Origin of the sequence: Gemella sp. 27098_8_155, assembly GCF_041433725.1 — a bacterium.
GTDB lineage: Bacteria > Bacillota > Bacilli > Staphylococcales > Gemellaceae > Gemella > Gemella haemolysans_D.
Genome location: NZ_JAPWCA010000026.1, coordinates 1 through 21921, shown reverse-complemented (window position 1 = coordinate 21921; position 21921 = coordinate 1). Strand labels below are relative to the sequence as shown.

The following is a 21921-nucleotide window of genomic DNA, read 5'->3' as shown; positions in this document are numbered from 1 at the left end:
AAAGCGGAAGAGCCAGCAATGCCAGCACCAAAAGCAGAGGAACCAGCAGTACCAGCACCGAAAGCAGAGGAACCAGTAGCACCAGCACCGAAAGCAGAGGAACCAGCGACACCAGCACCAAAAGCGGAAGAGCCAGCAACACCAGCACCAAAAGCAGAGGAACCAGTGGCGCCAGCACCGAAAGCAGAGGAACCAGCGACACCAGCACCAAAAGCGGAAGAACCAGCTGCAACACCAAAAGAAGATACTCCGTCTGAAGAAGTAGCACCTAAAGATGAAAAACTTGAGGAAGCAAAAAAAGATGGAAAAGATGTTATTGAAAAAATTGCTGCTTCAAAACTTAGTGAAATTGAAAAAGTTAAAGATGAAGCAGAAAAAGCTAAGTTAGAAGCTAAATTAAAAGAATTAAAAGAAGCAGGATTAGAAGCGATAAATAATGCTAAAAATCACGATGCAGCAGTAGATGCTACGGATGAATATCAAACTAAAATTGATGAAATTAATGTTCCGGGTGAAGAATTACCAGCACCAAATTATAACAAAGATAATTTAACAAATGGCCGTAATGAAGGTACTACTATTGACAATGGAAGTACAGCAATAGGTCATGGGTCAGGTGAAGCTACATCAACAACTCCGACACAGCCTGCCACTGAAGAAAGACCAACTTCACCAGTAACTCCAACACAACCTGCTTCAACTTCAGTGGGAACTTCTAGTTTCAGAAATGCTCCTGAAGTTCAAGTTAGAGCAAGAAGAGTAGGACGTGCGGCAAATCAACCAGACGGTACGGTAAACATAAGTTATAATTATGCCGGAATGCCAGATATTAATGGATTTTTATCTGATCCAGGAGAAAATAATACAGTAGCTATTTCAAATTCAGCAACTGAAGATGAAGTGAAAGAATTAGTTAAAGCAAAAATTCAAGCTAAGGCTCAAGAATTAGCTAAACATGGATATAAAGTAAAAGAAGAAATAGTATTTGAGCAGGATACTAGTGTGAAGAACTTTAATTATGTGGTTACTTTCACTAAAGAGAAAACAGGAACTTCTAGTTTCAGAAATGCTCCTGAAGTTCAAGTTAGGACTAAAAAAGTTGTAAAAAGAGATTTATCTAATAAAACTAAAAAAATAAACATCTATTATAATCTAACAGCTCTTAAAGATATTGCGGGAGCATTAGGAGAATTAGGGGGAGAGAATATGCTTACTTTCCCAGGAAATACACCTAAAGAAGAGTTAAAACGAGCTATCGAAGAAAAAACAAAAGCTCAAATTGAAAAATTGAAAAAACAAGGTTTTAAAGTTGTTTCAACTACCGACTTAGATCAAATCGTTGAAGGTGGAGATAGCTATGATTATGTTGTAGAATTCACAAAAGAATCTAAATCTGCATCAGCTAATAATACAGGTTTTAGAAAAGCGCCTACAACACAAAGAAGGGCAAAAAGATCAACAGAAGCACAAGAAAATGTAAATGTTAATATTTACTTTAACTTAAAAACTTTACCAGGAATAGCTGGAGCATTAGATGTAGATGGAGATACTACTATACAACTTCCAAAAGATGCTAGTAAAGAACAAGTAAAAGAAGCTATAAAAGATAAAATTGCGAAAGTTGAAAATCGTGGCTATAAAGTTAGTGATTTTTACTTCGGAGCAAAAATGGAACATGGTTATGATTTCGTTGTAGAATTTAAAAAATAACCTAAAATAAAACTGACCTCAGAGTTTAGATAATAATCTAACTTGAGGTCAGCTTTTTTATTTTATTCTTCTTCAGTTTCACGAGGGAAAATCATGGATTCACTGAAGTTTAAGTTGCGAAGAGCGGTGTAAGAATCTTCTAGAGAAATATAGTTTAACTTTCTCATCGTTAATATTCTATATTTTAAAAGTCGAACTAACTCCATTTGAAGTTCTTTAAGTTCTTCTTCGAAATCGATGTCTTCTAAAAATACTTCAAATAAAGTGAATGAGTAGTATCTATATACATCTTTAACGAATTCTGCAGTATTTTGATCTGAACACTTTTCATCAATAACCTTATAGGCTGTCTCAAGAAGTACTTTTCTTACTGTAGGCGAGCAATCAATGATAGCCTGAATTTGGCTAGAAGAAGCTTCAGCTTTTTGTTTAATTTCATCTAATTTATTGACGAAGTTTACTTTTCTTCTTTTTGGTATTTTTTCTTTAAGTTTCTCATAAAATTCTGGAGTTAGATCTTTAGCCACAAAATGACGAGTTAAACGACGTTTTAGATTGGATTCTTTTACATATATTCTTAAATTAAGTAATAGGTTTTTTGGTATCGAATATGTGAATAATAAAGATTTTCTAAGTTGCATAAGTTTAGAAATTTCCAGGATTTGCTCAATGTTAGGATTGTCCTTAAGTATTTCAGGGAGAACTTTGTTTTGTGCTTTCATTATTTTTTTGTGTAGTGATAGTGGTTCGTTTGTATTTTTAAATCTTCCAGTTTGCATGTTTCTGAAATATGTTTTTAATTCGTGTAAACTTTTTATTTCAATAGCATAAGCAACTTTTTCTTCAATAGATTTCTTAGAAATATCACGTTCTTTTAGTTCCTCAAGTGTGCCTTCTAAGATTTTTTCACGAAGAGAGTATTGAGTATATTCTTTCTCTTCATCTTCGTTCTTAACAACAAGAGGAAGGGCGATTGTACCGATAATAATACTTAGTAAAACGACGTTACTCGCAATGAATAGGATGGTATTTCTAAGAGGGAAGTTATCCCCAGTAGCAGTTACAACCGGAATCATAAGTGCTGTAGCAAGTGTTACTGTACCGTGAATACCACACAAACTAGTAATTAAAGAGTAGTTAAATCTAGAATAGTTACCTTTGTCAAATTTTCTATTTAGTATTATTTTCGCTGTTTTTCTAGCAGTCGTAAAATGATGAGGTTGGAATGATATGTAGTTGAAATATACAAAGGTCAATCTAACTATCATTAGACCTAAAACAATAACTAATGAAATTATGAATCCATATACAATATCAATCTCCCTATTATTAAACACAGTATGATATATCTCAGGGAGTAAATATCCTAAAAAGGTAAATACAAAACCATTTAGTACATAACTTGCTATTTGTTGAGTACTGTCTATAGTTACTGCAGCATCACTACTTACAACAGTAAGTAAGTGATGCTTTCTTTGGTAGTTGTATACTAGAGCTGTAATTACTACAGCTACGATACCAGAGACACCAATATGTTCCGCAAGATAGAATACTATAACTGGTGTTATTAATTGAAAAATAACTAAAATATTAAATTCGTCAGCAAATTTTGTTGAGAATATAAACTTAATATAAGAAAAAGCTATCCCAATAATAAGTCCAAAGATCGCTCCCCCTCCTGCAACTACTAAAAATTTATAACTAGCATTCGTGACAGAAAATGTGTTAGTAAGAACTGCTGCTAGAGCTATATTAAATGATACAAGACCAGAAGCATCATTTAGAAGCGATTCCCCTTCTAATATAGCCATAAGTCCTTTAGGTAGTTTCATTCCTTTAGTTATTGATTTAACAGCCACAGCATCTGTAGGTGACAGGACAGCAGCTAAAACAAAACATGCTGCCCAAGGAATCATTGGAAGCAATAAATGAATTATGCTACCGACAACAATTACCGTCACAAGAACTAAAAATATTGCCATATATATAATTGGACGTTTGTATAGCCAGATATTCTTTAAGGACGAGTTGAAACCGTCAGTAAATAATAGGGGAGCGATAACTAACATCATAAACATTTCTGATTCAAACTCAAAATGGAGTGGAAGATTAGGGATAAAAGTTACCGCAGCACCAAGAATTATTTGGAATAAAGCTGCTGGAATACGAGGAATAATATTGTTAAGAAAAGAACCAAGAATAACAATAACTATTAGTATTCCAAGAGTAGTTAGTATTTCCATAGAAAACTCCTTTGTAATTATTTTATTATTTATTTGTACCAATATATTTTACAATTATTTAATATTAAAATCAATGATTATACAATCTGAAAGAAATTAATAATGAATATTGTAAAACAATAATTTTAATAGTTTTAGAAGATGTGTTATTTGTTATTTTTTAGAAATGAAATTATCGTCATGTCTAAATATTAATACTTAGACATAGCGATTGATTTAATTTTTTCATATATTGTTAGTAAAGTTACCAACTAATTACTTTTCCATCTTCTATTTTAATATCAGCATCATAAAGTTTGTTTAGAAGCTCTTCATCAAAGAAGTTCTCAGCTTTATCATTCTTTATAACTTTCCCATCAAGAAGAGCAATAATGTTATCACTGTATGCTAGTGCTTGATTTATATCATGTAGTACCATGATAATAGTAATTCCTAAAGATTTATTAAGATCTCTAACAAGTTGCATTATAGATTTTTGATATTTTATATCAAGGAAGGTAGTAGGTTCGTCTAATATAATAATATCAGTACTTTGCGCTAACGCCATTGCGATGTAAACACGTTGAAGTTGACCACCTGATAACTCATCTACACGTTTATCTCTATAGGCTTTTAAATTAGTTTTTTCAAGAGCAAATTCAATTTTTTCAACATCACTAGCGTTAGGTTTATAAAAGAAAATATTTTGATAAGGAAGACGAGCGAAACTAACCATATCATAAACAGTAATTTCTCTTGGAGTTTCATTCTTTTGATAAACAATCGCAAGAATACTCGCAAGTTCTTTTAATGAATATGAATTTAATTCTTTACCTTCGAGTTTGATACTTCCAGAATTATAGTTTAAATTTTTGGCTAATATTTTTATAAGTGTACTCTTACCACATCCATTTTTACCAAGTAGGGTAGTAATTTTACCTTTTTCAATATCTACATTAAGTTTTTCGAAAAGAGTATTTTTATTATTATACTTAAATGTAAGATTATTAATTTCTATTATATTTTCCATTAACTTACTCCTTTCTTAACTAAAATAATAAATGCAGGTCCACCGATAATCATCATTATTAAATCAGCAGGTATTTCGATTGGCGCGAAAATAACACGACCGATTGTATCGAATAATAGTAGAATAAATGCTCCAAGTAAAGCACTAAATGGAATAGTATAGATATGATTTCTACCAATTATAATCTTAGCAATATGAGGTGTAATAAGAGCTAAAAAGACCATAACACCAGCAACAGCTGTAGACACAGAAGCAAGAGCTACCGCAACAAATGAGATTAGCAGGCGAATCATATTAATATTGATTCCCAGTGAACTAATAATATTATCATCTAAGGCGAAGATATTACATAGTTTTGCTAAGAAGAAACTGATAATTAGTAAAATAGGAATCCAACTTAATAATAATGAAACATCATCCCAGTTTTTAGTTCCTAAACCAACAGTCTTGAATGCTGATGAAGTAGTAGAATTTGCTTGGTTTAAGTATTGCATAGAACTCAGTATTCCTGTGAAGAAATAACTTATCGCAATACCTATTAAAATAATTTTAACATTGTTTTTTGTTTTACCGGCTAAGTAATAAATGATTAAGAAACCAAGAACACCACCGATGATAGAAAACACTGATTTAAACAGCAAAAATTGTGGGAATAATCCTAACCCTAAGTATAAAAATAGGTTAGCTCCACTAGAAACCCCTATAATACTAGGATCGACAAGCGGGTTCTTTAATACTGTTTGTAATAATAAACCACTAACACCAAGAGCTGCACCTACTAATATAGTGATGATAATTCTTGGGAAACGAACGTCGATAATTGCATTAACATTGGCGTATTCTCCAGTAAAGATACCAACAGCTAATTGTCCGACGCTAGCTTTTATACTACCACTATTCGCTGCAAAAAATACTGTACTTAATAAAAGTAGAATAAGAACAGAAAAAGTGATTGCTTTTTTGTTGTTAAACATTAAGAACCTCCTTATATAGTTTATATGTTTAGTATATCATATTGTTTTTAAATTGTATTATATAAAAACCAGAGGCAGCAATATGCTACTTCTGGTTTTAAGTATTAGTTACTATAGAAAATACTGTATAGACTTTCTAATCCTTTTTGGTAATCGTATGTAGCTGTCATACCAAACATTGAGCTATCTAAATCGACAACTTTATTATTTTTTACCGCATCGAAGTGAGACCAACTCTTATTGTTTTCAAATTCTTTTTTAAACATTTCATTTACGGTATCAGGCATAGCATGAGCAGTGCGTAAAATAAAGTCTGGTTTATCATTTAAAGCAGTTTCTAAGTTTAGATTTTTAAACTCTTCAGTACCTTTAATGATATTTTCACCACCTGCTAATTTTACAAGGTTACCTACATAAGATTTTTCAGTAGCTGCCATGTAACTTCCAGGTAAGCCCATAAGAACAAGAACTTTTGGTTTCTTCTTATTTGCGATTTTCTCATTGAATTTAGCGAAAAACTCATCATGTTCTTTCTTTAATTCTTTAAATTTTTCTGTTTTACCAAATTCTTTTGCAAGGTCTTCCGTAATAGAATATAGTCCATTAACGCTACGAATATCTACAAATTTATAAGGGATTTTATTTTTCTCGAATCCTTCTTTTATCCAGTCTTGTAAACTATCTGGAGCATATACGATAGAAGGATTAATAGATTTGATAACTTCCATATTTGGATTCATTGGAAGACCGATTTGAACAGTATTGTCATATCTTTTAGGCATACGACCTAATTTTGTAGTAGGGACACCTGCTAATTTAATGTCAAGTACATTTGCGACTTGAGCCAGAGCTACAGAGTCCATTACTACACGTTTTCCATTTTCTTCTTCAGATTTTTTGTCTTTATTTACACCTGTCAAGTCTATCGTTTCATTAAAAGCTTTATCAGCTAGATTAGGATCAGTTCCAGTAGTGTTACCAGCTTTATTTTGTGATGAACAAGCAGTAAGAACTAGAATACTGGCTAATAGTAGTGTAAATAGTAGGGATAGTTTTCTTTTCATGAATTATCTCCTAATTATTTTTTCTTTTTTTAAGAGCGAAGAAAGCTCCGACAGCTATTACAAGAACTCCGATACCTCCGCCAACATAGTAAGGTGTGTAGTTTGTTTCTTTGATAGCTTCCATATCTAAACCATCATTTCCGTTTTTAATAGTATCAGTATTAACTTCTACGAAGTAACGAACAGGACGATTCATAGGTTCTACATACATTTGTACCATAGCTAAGAAGTTTTCATTTGGTACTTCGAATCGATAGTCAACATAGCTATCTTTATATTGTTCAATATTAACTTTTGTTTCAGTAGCTTCTACTTGCTTAAATTCTCCATCTTTTTGAAGAACTTTGATGAAAGGACCTTGTTCTTTACTACGTTGAACCCAGTTCATTAGGTGAATACGGACAGTTGCGTATAATTTACCATCTTTTGTACGTTGAAGCATAGCTTTAGACCAACGTTTTTCACCATTAGATTTTTGATTTTTAAGAGCTTCATTAAGGTCTCCACCTGCGTTAATAGGTGAGATAACTCCTTGTACCATACCTTCACCGATAGCTGTATTTTTAGTACCACCATCAGCTGTAACTCCAGTAAGAGGGTTTAGGTATGAACCTGTGATATCAAGATTATAAAGACCAGGATTTTTTGTTTTTTGATCATCTTTGAAGTAATCTTCTAATTTTTTAGCAACAAAACCTTCAGGTGCTTTATTCTCATCTTTTTTATCTTTGTTATCTTCTTCTTTTTTCTTATCTTCAGCTTTTTTCTCTTTGTCTTTAGAAGAATCTTCAGAACCAGAAACTAGGTTGGCAGCTGACCAGTTAAATTTAATAATAGCGTTTTGTGATGCATCACCACCCATAATTTGGTTCATAGCATCAACAGCAACTCTAACCCCGACTTTGTCAGGTTTAGCTTCACCAAAATTAAAGCTTAGAGTTCCTGGGTATGTACTAGTACCACCATCTAAATTAGTATCGTTATAAGTACTAGTTACAGAAGCAGCAGTAAGACTACCAGAAAAAATTGGAGATGAGTAGATGCTAAGTGATAATAAGTGACCGTGCATATTACTGAAATCCATTGGAGTGAATTGTACAGAGATAGTAGAGGTATTATTATCATGAACGTTTACAGTAGCATGTGTAGCTAGTGCATTGTTCCCCATAGAAAGACGACCACTATTTTCAGCGTGCCATAGTTCCACAGGAACGCTATATACTCTGTCAGCAGCATGTACATTTTTAACGAAAGGAACATTACTAGATGTAACTATAAACGTTAATGTAGCGATAACTATCGTTAACAGTTTTAAAACTCGTTTCATTATAAAAACTCACTTTCTTTTTTATTATTTAATTTTTAATAAGAAAGGCGGGAAGTTTTCCCGCCTTACGGACTCGATAATAGTAAGCTAAATTAGCGGGGTATTATCTTAATATTTATTTTTGTTTTCTTCTTCCAACAAGAACTGCACTGATTAAAGTAAGAGCTCCTGCAAGAATTGATGAAGATGTTTCTAAACCAGTGTTAGAAAGTCTACCATTGTTTAGACGACCACCTCTTGGAGTTAGTGCACGATTACCATTAGCACTTGATCCTGGTTGTCCACCGTCAACAAATGCAGTACCTTGTCTTTCACTAGCATTAGACCAATCTAGGCTAAGGATAGCATCTTTTTTACCAGCACCTGGCATAATGCTTTCCATTGTTGGAACGAATACAGAAACAGGAATGTTAGTTAATTGCTCACCAGAAGTGAAATGAACTTGTACTTGGTTCATAGCACCTCCTGTACTTGTAACAGGATATTCAGTACCATTAACCCAGAAACGAGTAATACCATCTGTAAGAGTTCCCACTTTAATATCATGGAAGCGAACGATATAGTGATATGTAGCTCCATCTTTATAAACAGTAATACCGTCTAGTGCAGCATTCCCCATAGAAGCACGTCCTGCTTCATAGGCATTTAATAGTGTTGCAGATACATTATCGAAGTATGTAACTGTTTTTTCTTCACCTTGACCTTGAGCTTGGTCTTGTGCTGGAAGGTTAGGGTTAGCTACTGGTTTGATTGGTGAAGTTGGAGTTGCTTTTTCCGCTGGAGTTTTACCAGGTTTTGTATTAGTTGATTCTGTTGGTTTATTAGAAGGTTGAACATTTTTTTGTTTTTCAGGTTTTGGAACAGGCTTAGTCTCCGCAGGTTTAGCTGGTGTTGGTTGACTAGGAGTAGTCGGATTAGTAGAAGATTCCGCAGGTTTAGTTTCAGCTGCTTTTGGAGCAAGTTTTTCTTCTAATCCATCTGTTTTGATTTGAAGAAATGCACTTTGTTTACCTTGTCCAGGCATTATTTTATCCATAATATTAACGAATACTTCTACAGGAATACGACTTTCTAAAGTTGATAAAGTAAATTCTGCTTCTTTTGGATTTAATGCACCTGGATAGTTAACGTCATTTAGAGTTACTTCAGATCCATTAACCCAAAAACGTCCAATTCCATCGTTTTGTCCATTGAAAGTAATATTTTGCCAAATAACTTTATATTTATAACCATTATTTACTTTTTGGACAGTAGTTTTAACCAATGCAGCATTCCCCATTGAAGGTCTATTTTCGTAAGCATGCATTAGTACACTTTCTACTTCTACTTCTGGATTTTGAGTATCAGCTGCTAATAAAACTTTGTTATTGTTTTGTGCAGTTGTTGAATAATCTACGACAGCAAGAGTAGAGATAATTGTTGCTGCTGATAGAACTTTTAATAATTTATTAGTTTTCATGTTTTATTTATCCTCCTTAATTTCTTTATACATGACTTTATACAAAGGGATAAATTATCCCTTTGTATAATAATTTTGTTTATTTTATTTGTTAGATTTTCTACGTAGTACTAGGGCAGAAAGTAATAGTAGTGCACCTAAACCAGCAGTAGCTGTTGTAGAAAGTCCTGTTTTAGCAAGTGATGCTTTTGAATTTTGTTCTACATTTTGAGGAGTAGGTGTGTTATTAGTTTTAACAACATCTAGTTTATTTTCGTTATCTTCAACTTTGTTGTTTTCTTGGCCAAAAATGTTAGCAGTATCTTTTTTATCTTCACTACTTGTAGCTTTATTTTCATTGTTTAAAGCTTTATCTTGAGAAGTTTGTTTTTCTGATTGAGCTGATGCTTTATCAGGATTTACTTCAGAAGATTTTGGAGTTTCTGTGCTTGATGAAGTATTTTCATTTGTAGAAGTACTAGAAGTATCTGATGCTGAAGGTTTTTCAGTGTTAGATAGTTTTTCTTTTACGATTGTGTAAGGACTGAAGTGATTTGTAAAGAATGTAAGTTTTCCATTTTCATAATTATAAGCACTTGGAACTTTTTCTAATTTATCACCATTTACATAGTAAACTTCTAATTTTTCGTTTTTATTTGCTACTACAGCTACAGTAACTGCACGTGTTTCACCTTGTTTGTTGATTGTGTTACCTTTAGAATCAGCAAAGTGAAGGTCAATTGTTTTAACAACACTTAGATTTTCATCAGCTTTTTTAACAAGGTCTTCCACTTTAGCTACAGTTTCTTTGTCAGCTTTTTCTACAACTAAGTTAGCAGCTTTTATAGCAGTATTATCAAATGTTACTGTAACTTCTTCAGAAGAACCATTTTCTACCACTTTAGCTACTAGAGTATCTTTAAGAGATGCAGTTTTTACAATTGCTTCTAATTGTTTAGCTTCTTCTTTACTTAGAGACTTATCATTAGTAATGTCTTTTACAGCTTCTTTTTTAAGTTCTTCTAATTTTGCTTTTTCTTTTTCAAGTCTTTCTTTTACAGCTTGAGCTTTAGCAGCAGCTTCTTTGTCTAATCTTTCTTTTTCAAGACGGGCAGCTTCAACTTTTTCTTTTTCAAGTCTTTCTTTTTCGGCTTGAGCTTTAGCAGCAGCTTCTTTGTCTAATCTTTCTTTTTCAAGATGATCAGCTTCAGCTTTTTGAGCTTTTTCTTTTTCAAGTTTTTCTTTTTCAGCTTGAGCTTTAGCTGCAGCTTCTTTGTCTAATCTTTCTTTTTCAAGACGATCAGCCTCAGCTTTTTGAGCTTTTTCTTTTTCAAGTCTTTCTTTTTCAGCTTGAGCTTTAGCAGCAGCTTCTTTGTCTAATCTTTCTTTTTCAAGACGATCAGCTTCAGCTTTTTGAGCTTTTTCTTTTTCAAGTTTTTCTTTTTCAGCTTGAGCTTTAGCGGCAGCTTCTTTGTCTAATCTTTCTTTTTCAAGACGATCAGCCTCAGCTTTTTCTCTTTCAAGTCTTTCTTTTTCAGCTTGAGCTTTAGTAGTCTCATCATTGTGTAATGAAGTTACTTGATCAGCTGTTAATGGAGTAGCAGCATCCCAGTTAAATTTAAGTGTTGCTGCAACATTTGAATGTCCTCTTAAAGGTTTTCCATCTACTAATACAGAGAATGTAATAGTTTTTTCTGTTAGTTTGTCTGGACTTGTGAAGTGGAATACTTTTTCATGTCCTTCACCACCAAGGTCAGTTCTTTCAGCGGCAGTATTATCAACTGATAAAGTATCTACAGTTCCTACTTGAGCTCCAAAACGTAAGTCTTTGAATGTTAGATAGTAATGATAAGCATCATTTACTTTCTCTACACGAGTTTTTTCAGGTACTAATGCATCGTTTGCCATTGAAGGTTTATTAGCAACATGAGCATTATTAATTTTGGCTGGCACTAGATTATTAGCAGCTTCTTCTTTAGCTTTTTCTACAGTAGAGAAGTCTAAAGCTATTGTACTTTCAGCAGCACGTTCTTCAAATCTAGGTTTAGCTCCACCTTTAGTTTGGACGCTAATTACAGTGTCAACTTGGATTTTATCTAGAAGAGAATCAGTTAAGATCTTACCTTCTTTTAGTTTAGTTGCTGCATCAACTTCAGTAAAGTTAACTTCATTTCCTTTATATGTAAGTTTAGAAACTGTAAATGGTTTATTACGTAGTAAGTAAGTAGAAGATTTTCCTTCTTTAACTTGAATAGTATATTGGTATTTATCTCCAACTTTTTCTACTTTTACATCTTTAACGAACGCATCTTCGTAGATTGAACTTGAATTAGTTGTTCTACCATTTAATTCACCTTTAAGAGTAGCAGGGAATGTAGTAGGAACTTTATCAGCGTCAACTTCGTGATCAGGTACTGAAGGTTTGGCTGGTGTAACTTCTTTAGGTTTTTCCACTTTAGGGAAATCTAATGATATTGTACTCTCAGCAGATCTTTCTTCATATCTAGGTTTAGCTCCACCTTTTGTTTGAACATTGAATACAGTATCTACTTGGATTTTGTCTAGAAGAGAATCAGTTAAGATTTTACCTTCTTTTAGTTTAGTAGCTGCATCAACTTCAGTAAAGTTAACTTCATTTCCTTTGTATGTAAGTTTAGAAACTGTGAAAGGTTTATTACGTAATAAGAAGTTAGTAGATTTTCCTTCTTTAACTTGGATAGTATATTGATATTTATCTCCAACTTTTTCTACTTTTACATCTTTAACAAATGAGTTTTCATAGATTGAAGCAGTACCAGTTGTTCTACCATTTAATTCAGCTTTTACTGTAGTAGGGAAAGTATTAGGAACTTTATCAGCATCAACAGTATGATCAGCAGCTGTTGGTGTAGCTGGTTTAGGTTCTTCTTTTGGTTTTGTTGGTGTAGGTTTAACCGGTTTAGGTTTAGCAGGTGCAACTACATCTTCCAATTTCACAGGTCGTTCTTTATAGTCAGTAGCTGTTTCATAGTACAGTTTTAATGTAACAAAGTGTGACATTAAAGCACCGTTAGGATATGGAGCAGTACCGTCTAATTGAATTTTTTCTAGTAGTTTATCAGTAGTGATTGATCCTTCTTTTACTGAAGAGTTACCGTTTGTTGCTAAAGTAGTTAATGGAATATCTTTACCTTGGTATGCTACTTTGTGTAACTCGAATGGATAGAATTCTCCACCTACATCAGCTAGACCTTTTTTGAATCTAAGTGTATATTTGTATTTATCTCCAACTTTTTCAACTTTAACATAGTTATCTAATGCAGAACCATATAATGATTCTTCATCATTGTTGTTAGCATTTCTTAAATGTCCTTGAACGTGAATAGGGAAGTCTTTTTTAATAGTTCCTTTGTATTCAACGTCTTTGTTGGGATTTTCGTAAGTTGCAGCTTCATAGTTATCAGCTGTTACTTTTTTTCTAGCTAAAGACGATAAATCAAATTTTAAAGTCATTTTTTGAGTTCCAAAAGCTTCGTTAATTGAAGCCATAACAGGAACAAATACTTCAGTATATGTTTCTAGTTTATTGTTTGAATCGATTTTATTTTTGTCTACATGGTAATTAACAGTTTTAGGGTAAACAGTACGATTATGGAATTTTTTCTTATAAGCCTCAATGAAGTTGTCAGTATCATTAGTACCATAATTTTCAACTATAGTTGAGTCTTTAAACTCAGGATCTTTAATTTCTTTACGATTTGCGTGAGTCTTATCTCCATCATAGTATTTTAAATCCCCTAAGTACCCAGTAAGACCACCGAATGTGATAGGTTTAAATGAAACATTTATAGAGTATTCTCCATTTTTTACAATTAATTTTGTTTTTTCATTGTCGATTGCAGCTGCGGCCATAGAAGGATTACCTTCTTCATGGAATTTTAAGGCTTCAGCAGTAATCTTATATTCCCCATCTTTTAAAGCTTTAACATCTTGAGCTACAGTAGCTGGTTCTTCAGCTTTAGGTGTTACAGGTGCAGGTGTTGCTGTAGTTGGAGTAGTAGCAGGTGCAGGTGTTGCTGTAGCTGGAGTAGCTGGTGTTCCAGTAGGTTTTACAGTGTTTGATGAATTCGTAGCAGGAGTCGTTGTAGCGTTTGTTACTACAGGTGTCTCATCTGCTGCGAATGCAAAGTTGTCTTGATCATATGCTTCAATTGCTGCAACAGCAGAAAAGATAGCAGTTGCTGACAAAACTTTTAATAATGTTGTATTTTTCATATTAGGGATTTTCTCCTTTATTTTGTATATTATTTAGATATTAAATCGTTATAACTATTATAATACAAAAGCACTAAAAAATAAAGAAAAAAATGATAATTGGTATCATTTAACGCCGAAAATAGACGTTTTTTTCTTTAAAGATTCAAAGATAAGTCACAATTCTGACACAATTTAAAAAGAAATGAGCTTGGAGAAATTCCAAACTCATTTTGATAATGATTATTATTTATTAACTTTTCTACGTAATACAAAAGCAGCAAGTAATGTAATTAATCCGAAGAAACCTGTAGTTGCCACTGTTGTACCAGTATTTGCTAATGATTTTTTAATATCTAAAGTGTTTTTAGTATTTTCTTTAGTGCTTACTGGAGTAGCTACAAAAGTATCTTTAACCTCAGATTGACCAAATATATCGTTAATAAGTGGTTTAGGAGTAGAAGTAGTTTCTTTTTTATCTTGTGAATCTTTTACATCTGTAGAATCTTTAAAGTCAGCATTTTCTTTGTTTTTGTTAGTGAATTCTTCTCTAGATTTATAAGGAACTTCAGCATTTGAAGGAACTTCACCTACTGATCCTTTTTGATTTCTAATATATTCTTCTAAATCAAATTCAGGTTTATCTAAGATTGCAGCTTCGCCTTTAGCAGTAATAGGACCTTGGTGATTTTTAATATATCCTTCTAAGTTAAACTCAGGTACTTCTAGTATTGCAGCTTCACCTTTAGCAGTAACGATTGCTTTTTCTTTCTCTAGGCGTTCTTTTTCAGCTTTTTCTTTAGCTAATCTTTCAGCTTCGATACGTTCTTTTTCAGCTTTTTCTTTAGCTAATCTTTCAGCTTCGATACGTTCTTTTTCAGCTTTTTCTTTAGCAAGTCTTTCAGCTTCAATACGTTCTTTTTCAGCTTTTTCTTTAGCAAGTTTTTCAGCTTCAATACGTTCTTTTTCAGCTTTTTCTTTAGCTAGTCTTTCTCTTTCGATACGTTCTTTTTCAGCTTTTTCTTTAGCTAGTTTTTCTCTTTCGATACGTTCTTTTTCAGCTTTTTCTTTAGCTAGTTTTTCTGTATCTACTTTAGGTACAGTTATAGTTTTTGTAGCTAAAGAACTTAGATCGTAATTTAGAATCATACGTTGAGTACCTGCCCCTGGGAATATAGACTCCATAACTGGTACGAATACTTGAGTGAATGTTTCTAGTTTATTGTTAGCATCGATTTTATTTTTATCTACATTATAAGATAAAGTTTTAGGATATACAGTACGTCCAGGGAATTTTTTTTTGAAAGTATCTATATATTCATCTTTTTGATTTTCTGAATAATTTTCAACGATAGTTGTATCTTTAAATTCACTATCTTTTATTTCTGAACGATTAGCGTGGGTTTTATCACCGTCATAATATTTTAAATCCCCTAAATATCCTTTAAACCCTATTCTTTCAATTGGTTTAAAAGTGACATTAACAGAGTATTTTCCATCTTTAACGACTAACTTTACGTTTTCTTTATCTAATCCAGATGCGGCCATAGATGGTCTACCTTCTTCTGAGAAGTTCAGAGCTTCTACATTCTTTTTCTCACCTACTGACTTTATATCGTATGTACCATCTGGTAAGTTCTTAACGTCTTGTGGTACTGTTTTTGTTTCTACATCGCTTTGAGTATTATTAGCAGTTGCTGTAATTTCTGTAGCGAATGCATTGTGGTCGTAAGATTCTATAGCTGCGATTGCAGTGAAAATTGCAGAAGCAGAAAGAACTTTTAATAATGTTGTATTCTTCATAATTATAGAAATTTCTCCTTAAAAATTATATTTTTGTGATTGTGAAAATTATCATTACTATTATAATACAAAGAGGTTAATTAATAAAGAAAAAAGTGATAACTAATTTCATTTACAACATAAAATAATCGAATTTTACAATAAAACTTCATTATTCGTTCACACTTTCGACATAAAAATAAAGATGTTAAGTTTGAGATATAAAAAGATATTATTATAAAATATTTTGATTTAGAATGCGAAATAATGCAAATAGAATATTGTAAGCCCTTAAACCGATTTATTGACATTTGTAATTTTATGTGTTACGATTTAAAAAGTTATTGAAATATAACCACTGGGGGAGCCTTTTGGCTGAGATAACATAGTTAGACCCTTTGACCTGATCTAGATAATACTAGCGGAGGAAATGTGAAATAATATGAAATAGGTTTATTTTTTAAAAGAGTAAAATATACTATAAGTACATAAATTTACATAAATCTCCTGAGTTAGTAGGGGATTTTTTCTTTTCCTAAAGTGGTGATATTTTATACTAAATATATATAATACTAGGGGGATATACCTATGAAACTTATTACTGAAATTATGGAAGAGAAGGCATTGCCGATTGTTGACAAGATATATAATGATGGCTTTATTCAAGGTTTGATTCGTGCTGATTTATCTAAGGAAGCTGTGGAACACTATTTAAAAGCTGATGCTTTATACTTAGAAAATTTCAGCGATATTTATGCAATGCTTTTAGCGAAAAGTAATGATAAAGCTGAAAAAAACTTTTTCCTAAATCAAATAAATTTTGTATTGAATGAAGAAATTGCTGCGCATAAAAATTTAGCAGATTATGTAGGGAGAGATTATCAAGAAATAATAAAAGGTGGAGAATGGTATCCGTCTGCAGATCACTATATTAAACACATGTATTATAATGTATTTGCTTTTGGTATGGCAGAAGCGTTAAGTGCTATGGCACCATGTCCATGGATTTATCAAATGGTTGCGAGAAAAATTTTAGCTAATCATAATTTAGCTGAAGATCACCCATTAAAATTCTGGGTAGAGTTTTATGCTGATGGTTTAGTTGATGAAGTACTTTATGATTATCATAAAATAATTAATCGTGAAGCAGAATTTATGAGTGAGGAAGGAAAACAACGATTAATTAAAAACTTTTTAGAAAGTTGTGAACATGAACGACGCTTCTTCAATATGGCTTATACACAAGAACATTGGGGATTTGAGGTGTAGAATATGAGTAAACTTAATATTGCTTTAACTATTGCAGGAACGGATCCAACTGGTGGGGCTGGAATTATGGCTGATTTGAAAAGTTTTCAAGCTCGTGAAGTGTATGGAATGGCAGTAGTTACAAGCGTTGTTGCACAAAATACTCTAGGTGTTCAAATGATTAGAAACCTAGACTTAGAAATACTAGAAGCTCAATTAAAAAGTGTCTTTGATGATATAACACCTAATAGTATAAAAACTGGAATGATTGCAAATGCTGACATGATGAAGCTGATTAAAAAATATTTACCAAAAGATGTTCCATATGTTGTTGATCCAGTAATGGTTGCGACAAGTGGGGATAAATTGATAGATGATGTTGCTAGAAAACATTTAAAAGAAGAGATACTACCACTAGCCACTATTATTACACCGAATGTACCTGAAGCAGAAGAAATAGTCGATTTTAAAATAGTAACTGAAGATGATGTGAATCGTGCAGGAAAATTCATTATTGATGAAGTTGGATGTAAGTCTGTAGTTATAAAAGGTGGACATTTAACAGGAGAAGCGAAAGATTATTTATTCTTAAATGATGGAACTAAGAAAGTGTGGACTAGCGAGAGATTTAAAACTAATCATACACATGGAACAGGATGTACATTCTCAGCTGTTATTACCGCTGAATTAGCAAAAGGAAAAAGTATAATTGAAGCTGTAGATATTGGAAAAAAATTTATTACCGCAGCGATAAAATATACACCAGAGATAGGCCATGGAAATGGACCTGTGAATCACATAGCATTTAAAGAGGATTTATAAATATGACAAGTTTAAAATTATTAAAAGAAAAAGCACCATTAGTAATCTGCATTACTAATGATGTAGTAAAAAATTTCACAGCAAATGGATTAGTAGCACTAGGAGCGTCACCAGCGATGAGTGAGTATCCAAAAGATTTAGAAGATTTATTAAAATATGCTGGTGGATTATTAATAAATATAGGTACATTAACTGATGAAACTTGGAAATTATACCAAGAAGCATTGAAAATTGCTGAGAAGTATAATGTTCCTGCAGTATTAGATCCTGTAGCATGTGGAGCTGGAGCATATAGAAAAAAAGTATCAGATGATTTAATAAACAATTATAAACTAGCAGCTATAAGAGGAAATGCTGGAGAGATTGCTTCTTTAGTTGGAATAAATGTAGCTTCTAAGGGAGTAGACAGTGCAGGGGTAGATAATATTGATGAAATTGCCTTAGCAGCAAATGAGAAATTTAATATTCCTATAATAGTGACTGGAGAAGTTGATGCTATTGCTGTTAACGGTGAGGTAGTGACTATCCATAACGGAAGTGCAATGATGCCGAAAGTTATTGGAACAGGGTGCTTATTAGGAGCAGTTCTAGCAAGTTTTATAGGATTAGAAAAAGGACAAGAATTGAAATCTTTAGAAACAGCAATGTTAGCATATAATATTGCCGGGGAAATGGCAGAAAAACGTCCTAATGGACATTTACCAGGAACGTTTAAAGTTGAATTTATTAATGCGTTATATGAAGTTACTGATAAGGATATAGAAATATTTAAAAAGGTGAAATAAGATGTTTAATAAAAAACTATTAAAATTATATTTTATTTGTGGAACGACTACTTGCTTAGGTAAGGATTTATATACAGTTGTTGAAGATGCTTTAGTAGGTGGTATAACTTTATTTCAATTTCGAGAAAAAGGTAAAGGTGCTTTAGAAGGTAAAGAAAAACTGGAATTAGCAATAAAACTTAAAAATCTTTGTAAAAAATACAATGTACCGTTTATCGTAAATGATGATATAGAGTTGGCATTAGAAATAGATGCTGATGGGGTTCATGTAGGACAAGATGACCTTGGTGTTGATGAAATTAGAAAATTGATGCCAAATAAAATAATTGGTCTTTCTATAGGAAATGAAGAAGAACTTAAACAATCCAAAGTTGAATATGTAGATTATGTTGGTGTAGGACCTGTATATGTCACACAATCAAAAGATGATGCAGGTGGTGCAATAGGATATGAAGGACTAGAATTAATGAGAAAATTATTACCTCAGATGCCATTAGTAGCAATCGGTGGTATTCAGACACAACATATTAAAGATGTTATGAAAACAAATGTCGATGGTGTTTCTATTATTTCAGCAATTTCATATTCAGATAATATTGAAAAAACAGTTCGTGAAATGAACGAACAATTTTAAAATTAGCCCTCCAAAGGAAAATCATCCCTTGATATTTTTCAAGTGATGGTATTAAGAGTAGAAGAAAAAATTTTTACCGGTTTTTTATTCTGCTCTTTTTATATTATCAATTGATAAATAAATTGATAAGTTATATAATTAGTGTGAAAAAAAGAATGCTAAAATATTGATAGGAGGAATTTTTATGACGAATATAGTATTGATACATGGTACATGGTGTGATGGAACTGTGTGGGGGAAATTCGCAGATGATCTGCAAAAATTAGGTTTAAATGTATATACTCCAACATTAAGATATCATGATTTACCTTATGAAGAAGTAGAAAAAAAGGTAGCAGATGTTAGTTTAGATGAATTTGCTGATGATATTGTAGATTTAATAGAAACGCTAGATGAAGCTCCGATTGTATTGGGGCATTCATTAGGAGGGCTTCTTGCACAGAAAGTTGCTATGAAGACAATGACTAAGGGGCTTATTTTAATGGGGACTGCACCAGCGGCAGGAATTTTCGCTTTTTATCCAAGTATGGTAATTTGTTTCTATAAACATTTTCTACGTTGGGGGTTCTGGAAAAAATCTATGCCACCTTATAAACATGCCTTCTATGATTATTGTATGAATAATCAAGATGAAGCCGATAAGGAAAGAGAATTTTCTAAATTAGTTCCAGAATCTGGATTTACGTACTTTCAAATGGCACTACCTTTTTTAGATAAGCAAAAAGGTGCACATATTGATTTTAAAATAGTAACTGAGCCTGTATTAGTAATAACTGGAAGTGAAGATAAAATGGTACATCCAAATATTGCTAAAGCTACAGCAAAAAAATATAAAAACTCTACATTAACAATATTACAAGGTTCGGATCATATGTACGAAGCTCCAAAATTTAGAGACAAAACTGTAGAAGCAATAGAGAATTGGTTGAAAACTAACAACCTTAATTAAAAATTGTTTATTATGTAAATGAAAAAGTAAATATTCATGAATTTTCAAAAAACTTTTTAAAAAAATTCAAAAAAAGTGTTGACATTTTTAATTCTGAATGATAACATAGAGTCAAGTCAAAAATTACCAATATTCAAATAAGTACTTTATAGGAACTTTTACAGAGAGTGTGGATGGGTGAAAGCACACAATGCAGATGATAGAGGAAAATGGTTTGAATGGTAAAAAAAGTGAGTTTTAAAACACAAGCTTTTTTCGTAGGCGTTACGTTACAAACGCACACTATCTCGGATATATTCTAGATGCATAGACGATGTAGTGGTAGAGTTCGTAGTTTACGAAAAAGTAAGGTGGTACCGTGAAATTAGTTTTCGCCCTTATTCTCTTAGGAGAGTAGGGGTGATTTTTTTTACATAAAATTCACAAAACCTAAATATTAATAATAAAAAAATCAAAAGGAGAAAATTATATAATGAAGAAATTATTATTTTTAGTAACAAGTTTTATACTTGGAATCGTATTAATTGGATGCTCTAGCGCATCAAAAACTGAGAAAAAAGGTATCGATGTTGATAAACTAGATCCTAGTAAACCTGTAACAGTAAAAGTTGGAGCTACTAACGTACCTCACGCTGTATTATTAGAGCACGTTGCTCCTCAACTTGAAAAAGAAGGAATCAAATTAGACATCGTTACATACCAAGACTATTATGTACCAAACAAAACGTTAAACGATAAAGATATCGACATTAACTACTTCCAACACGTACCATTCTTAAAAAATGCTATTAAAGAAAATGGATACAAAATTGAAGATGCTGGTGCAATTCACTTAGAGCCAATCGGATTATACTCTAAAAAAGTTAAAAACGTTAAAGACCTTAAAGAAGGTGCTAAAGTATTAGTAAGTAATAACAAATCTGAATGGGGACGTGTAATTAAATTACTAGCTTCTGAAGGATTAGTAAAAGTTAAAGATGGTGTAGATCCAGTAACAGCTACTTTCGATGATATCGCTGAAAACCCTAAAAAATTACAATTCAGCTACGAAAATGATCCAGCATTAATGGTTAAATTCTACCAAAATGGTGAAGGTGACCTAGTTTCAATCAACGCTAACTTCGCTGTTGACGCAGGATTAAATGCAGCAACTGAACCAGTTTTAGTAGAAAAAGCTACAGATGATAACCCATATGCTAACATCGTCGTTGTTCGTGAAGGTGATAAAGACAAACTTGTTGTTAAAAAACTTGTTGCAGCTTTAAAATCTGAAGATACTCAAAAATTCATTAAAGAAAAATGGAATGGAGCAGTATTACCTGTTAAATAATTTCATTAAATAAATAAAAAAGCAGTTCGTAAGATGTACCGACCCCAAAAAGTTAGACCAAAAAATCTAACTTTTTGGAGGTCGGTATTTTTATGACTAAATATAATTTTGAATTTAAAAAGAAAGTCGTACTAGAGTATATAAATGAAAACATAAGCATAAGATCGTTAGCGAAAAAGTATGCTATAAAATCTCATAATAATATTGAAATTTGGGTCGCCAAATATAAGAAATATGGAGATGAAGGATTATATCGTTCAAGAAAAAATGAAGAATATCCTTTCGAAAAAAAGATATATGTTGTAGAATTATACTTAACAAGTGAACTCTCATACAATGACTTAGCTTTACAAGAAGGTATAAATAATCCAGC

Annotated in this window: 16 protein-coding genes and 1 riboswitch; of the genes, 8 read left to right on the top strand and 8 right to left on the bottom strand. The window is 32.3% G+C overall.

The features are described from left to right. The coding region (locus O5Y44_RS08290) for a hypothetical protein (protein ID WP_371465938.1) at nucleotides 1-1710 on the top strand (1710 nt) is incomplete at its 5' end. 62 nt (nucleotides 1711-1772) lie between these two features. On the opposite strand, the gene O5Y44_RS08285 is transcribed toward O5Y44_RS08290, so the two are convergent. The 8 genes from O5Y44_RS08285 to O5Y44_RS08250 form a co-directional block, all read right to left on the bottom strand. After that, entirely contained in the window at nucleotides 1773-3953 is a 2181-nt protein-coding gene (locus O5Y44_RS08285; protein WP_371465936.1) for a cation:proton antiporter, read from the bottom strand. A 244-nt stretch (nucleotides 3954-4197) separates the two neighbouring features. After that, the gene (locus O5Y44_RS08280) at nucleotides 4198-4962 is read right to left on the bottom strand and encodes an ABC transporter ATP-binding protein (protein WP_371465935.1); all 765 of its coding nucleotides are present in this window, start codon (nucleotides 4960-4962) and stop codon (nucleotides 4198-4200) included. Further along, nucleotides 4962-5936: a FecCD family ABC transporter permease gene (locus O5Y44_RS08275; RefSeq protein ID WP_316447592.1), complete on the bottom strand. Its 975-nt coding sequence runs from the start codon at nucleotides 5934-5936 to the stop codon at nucleotides 4962-4964. Before O5Y44_RS08275 ends, O5Y44_RS08280 begins: the two co-directional genes overlap by 1 nt. Nucleotides 5937-6040: 104 nt before the next feature. Beyond that, the gene (isdE, locus tag O5Y44_RS08270) at nucleotides 6041-7000 is read right to left on the bottom strand and encodes a heme ABC transporter substrate-binding protein IsdE (RefSeq protein WP_271987112.1); all 960 of its coding nucleotides are present in this window, start codon (nucleotides 6998-7000) and stop codon (nucleotides 6041-6043) included. Nucleotides 7001-7010: 10 nt separating this feature from the next. Then, the gene (locus O5Y44_RS08265; RefSeq protein ID WP_371465934.1) at nucleotides 7011-8327 is read right to left on the bottom strand and encodes a heme-binding Shp domain-containing protein; all 1317 of its coding nucleotides are present in this window, start codon (nucleotides 8325-8327) and stop codon (nucleotides 7011-7013) included. 115 nt (nucleotides 8328-8442) lie between these two features. After that, nucleotides 8443-9786: a hypothetical protein gene (locus O5Y44_RS08260; protein ID WP_371465933.1), complete on the bottom strand. Its 1344-nt coding sequence runs from the start codon at nucleotides 9784-9786 to the stop codon at nucleotides 8443-8445. An 84-nt stretch (nucleotides 9787-9870) separates the two neighbouring features. Beyond that, nucleotides 9871-14019 carry a peptidase gene (locus O5Y44_RS08255; RefSeq protein WP_371465932.1) on the bottom strand — a complete coding sequence of 1383 codons (4149 nt, stop codon included), beginning with the start codon at nucleotides 14017-14019 and terminating at the stop codon, nucleotides 9871-9873. A 225-nt stretch (nucleotides 14020-14244) separates the two neighbouring features. Then, nucleotides 14245-15801: a hypothetical protein gene (locus O5Y44_RS08250; RefSeq protein ID WP_316447588.1), complete on the bottom strand. Its 1557-nt coding sequence runs from the start codon at nucleotides 15799-15801 to the stop codon at nucleotides 14245-14247. A 329-nt stretch (nucleotides 15802-16130) separates the two neighbouring features. Then, a riboswitch (TPP riboswitch) is annotated at nucleotides 16131-16228 on the top strand. Nucleotides 16229-16368: 140 nt separating this feature from the next. On the opposite strand from O5Y44_RS08250, the gene tenA reads away from it, so the two are divergent. The 7 genes from tenA to O5Y44_RS08215 all read left to right on the top strand — a co-directional run. Continuing rightward, nucleotides 16369-17049 (top strand): thiaminase II, encoded by a 681-nt coding sequence (tenA, locus tag O5Y44_RS08245; protein ID WP_102170056.1) that lies wholly within the window; start codon nucleotides 16369-16371, stop codon nucleotides 17047-17049. 3 nt (nucleotides 17050-17052) lie between these two features. After that, entirely contained in the window at nucleotides 17053-17850 is a 798-nt protein-coding gene (gene thiD / locus O5Y44_RS08240) for a bifunctional hydroxymethylpyrimidine kinase/phosphomethylpyrimidine kinase (protein WP_316447587.1), read from the top strand. A gap of 2 nt (nucleotides 17851-17852) precedes the next feature. Beyond that, nucleotides 17853-18635 carry a hydroxyethylthiazole kinase gene (gene thiM, locus O5Y44_RS08235; protein WP_316447586.1) on the top strand — a complete coding sequence of 261 codons (783 nt, stop codon included), beginning with the start codon at nucleotides 17853-17855 and terminating at the stop codon, nucleotides 18633-18635. A 1-nt stretch (nucleotide 18636) separates the two neighbouring features. Then, nucleotides 18637-19269: a thiamine phosphate synthase gene (thiE, locus tag O5Y44_RS08230; protein ID WP_316447585.1), complete on the top strand. Its 633-nt coding sequence runs from the start codon at nucleotides 18637-18639 to the stop codon at nucleotides 19267-19269. A 184-nt stretch (nucleotides 19270-19453) separates the two neighbouring features. Continuing rightward, nucleotides 19454-20218 (top strand): alpha/beta fold hydrolase, encoded by a 765-nt coding sequence (locus O5Y44_RS08225; RefSeq protein WP_316447584.1) that lies wholly within the window; start codon nucleotides 19454-19456, stop codon nucleotides 20216-20218. A 472-nt stretch (nucleotides 20219-20690) separates the two neighbouring features. After that, nucleotides 20691-21548: a MetQ/NlpA family ABC transporter substrate-binding protein gene (locus tag O5Y44_RS08220; RefSeq protein ID WP_003146719.1), complete on the top strand. Its 858-nt coding sequence runs from the start codon at nucleotides 20691-20693 to the stop codon at nucleotides 21546-21548. Between the two features lie 92 nt (nucleotides 21549-21640). Further along, on the top strand, nucleotides 21641-21921 hold a 281-nt coding region (locus tag O5Y44_RS08215; RefSeq protein WP_371465930.1), incomplete at its 3' end, for a helix-turn-helix domain-containing protein.

Coding starts and splice junctions, on each gene's coding strand:
- O5Y44_RS08285 (WP_371465936.1), bottom strand. CDS start 3,953: ATGGAAATACTAACTACTCTTGGAATACTAATAGTTATTGTTATTCTT.
- O5Y44_RS08280 (WP_371465935.1), bottom strand. CDS start 4,962: ATGGAAAATATAATAGAAATTAATAATCTTACATTTAAGTATAATAAT.
- O5Y44_RS08275 (WP_316447592.1), bottom strand. CDS start 5,936: ATGTTTAACAACAAAAAAGCAATCACTTTTTCTGTTCTTATTCTACTT.
- isdE (WP_271987112.1), bottom strand. CDS start 7,000: ATGAAAAGAAAACTATCCCTACTATTTACACTACTATTAGCCAGTATT.
- O5Y44_RS08265 (WP_371465934.1), bottom strand. CDS start 8,327: ATGAAACGAGTTTTAAAACTGTTAACGATAGTTATCGCTACATTAACG.
- O5Y44_RS08260 (WP_371465933.1), bottom strand. CDS start 9,786: ATGAAAACTAATAAATTATTAAAAGTTCTATCAGCAGCAACAATTATC.
- O5Y44_RS08255 (WP_371465932.1), bottom strand. CDS start 14,019: ATGAAAAATACAACATTATTAAAAGTTTTGTCAGCAACTGCTATCTTT.
- O5Y44_RS08250 (WP_316447588.1), bottom strand. CDS start 15,801: ATGAAGAATACAACATTATTAAAAGTTCTTTCTGCTTCTGCAATTTTC.
- tenA (WP_102170056.1), top strand. CDS start 16,369: ATGAAACTTATTACTGAAATTATGGAAGAGAAGGCATTGCCGATTGTT.
- thiD (WP_316447587.1), top strand. CDS start 17,053: ATGAGTAAACTTAATATTGCTTTAACTATTGCAGGAACGGATCCAACT.
- thiM (WP_316447586.1), top strand. CDS start 17,853: ATGACAAGTTTAAAATTATTAAAAGAAAAAGCACCATTAGTAATCTGC.
- thiE (WP_316447585.1), top strand. CDS start 18,637: ATGTTTAATAAAAAACTATTAAAATTATATTTTATTTGTGGAACGACT.
- O5Y44_RS08225 (WP_316447584.1), top strand. CDS start 19,454: ATGACGAATATAGTATTGATACATGGTACATGGTGTGATGGAACTGTG.
- O5Y44_RS08220 (WP_003146719.1), top strand. CDS start 20,691: ATGAAGAAATTATTATTTTTAGTAACAAGTTTTATACTTGGAATCGTA.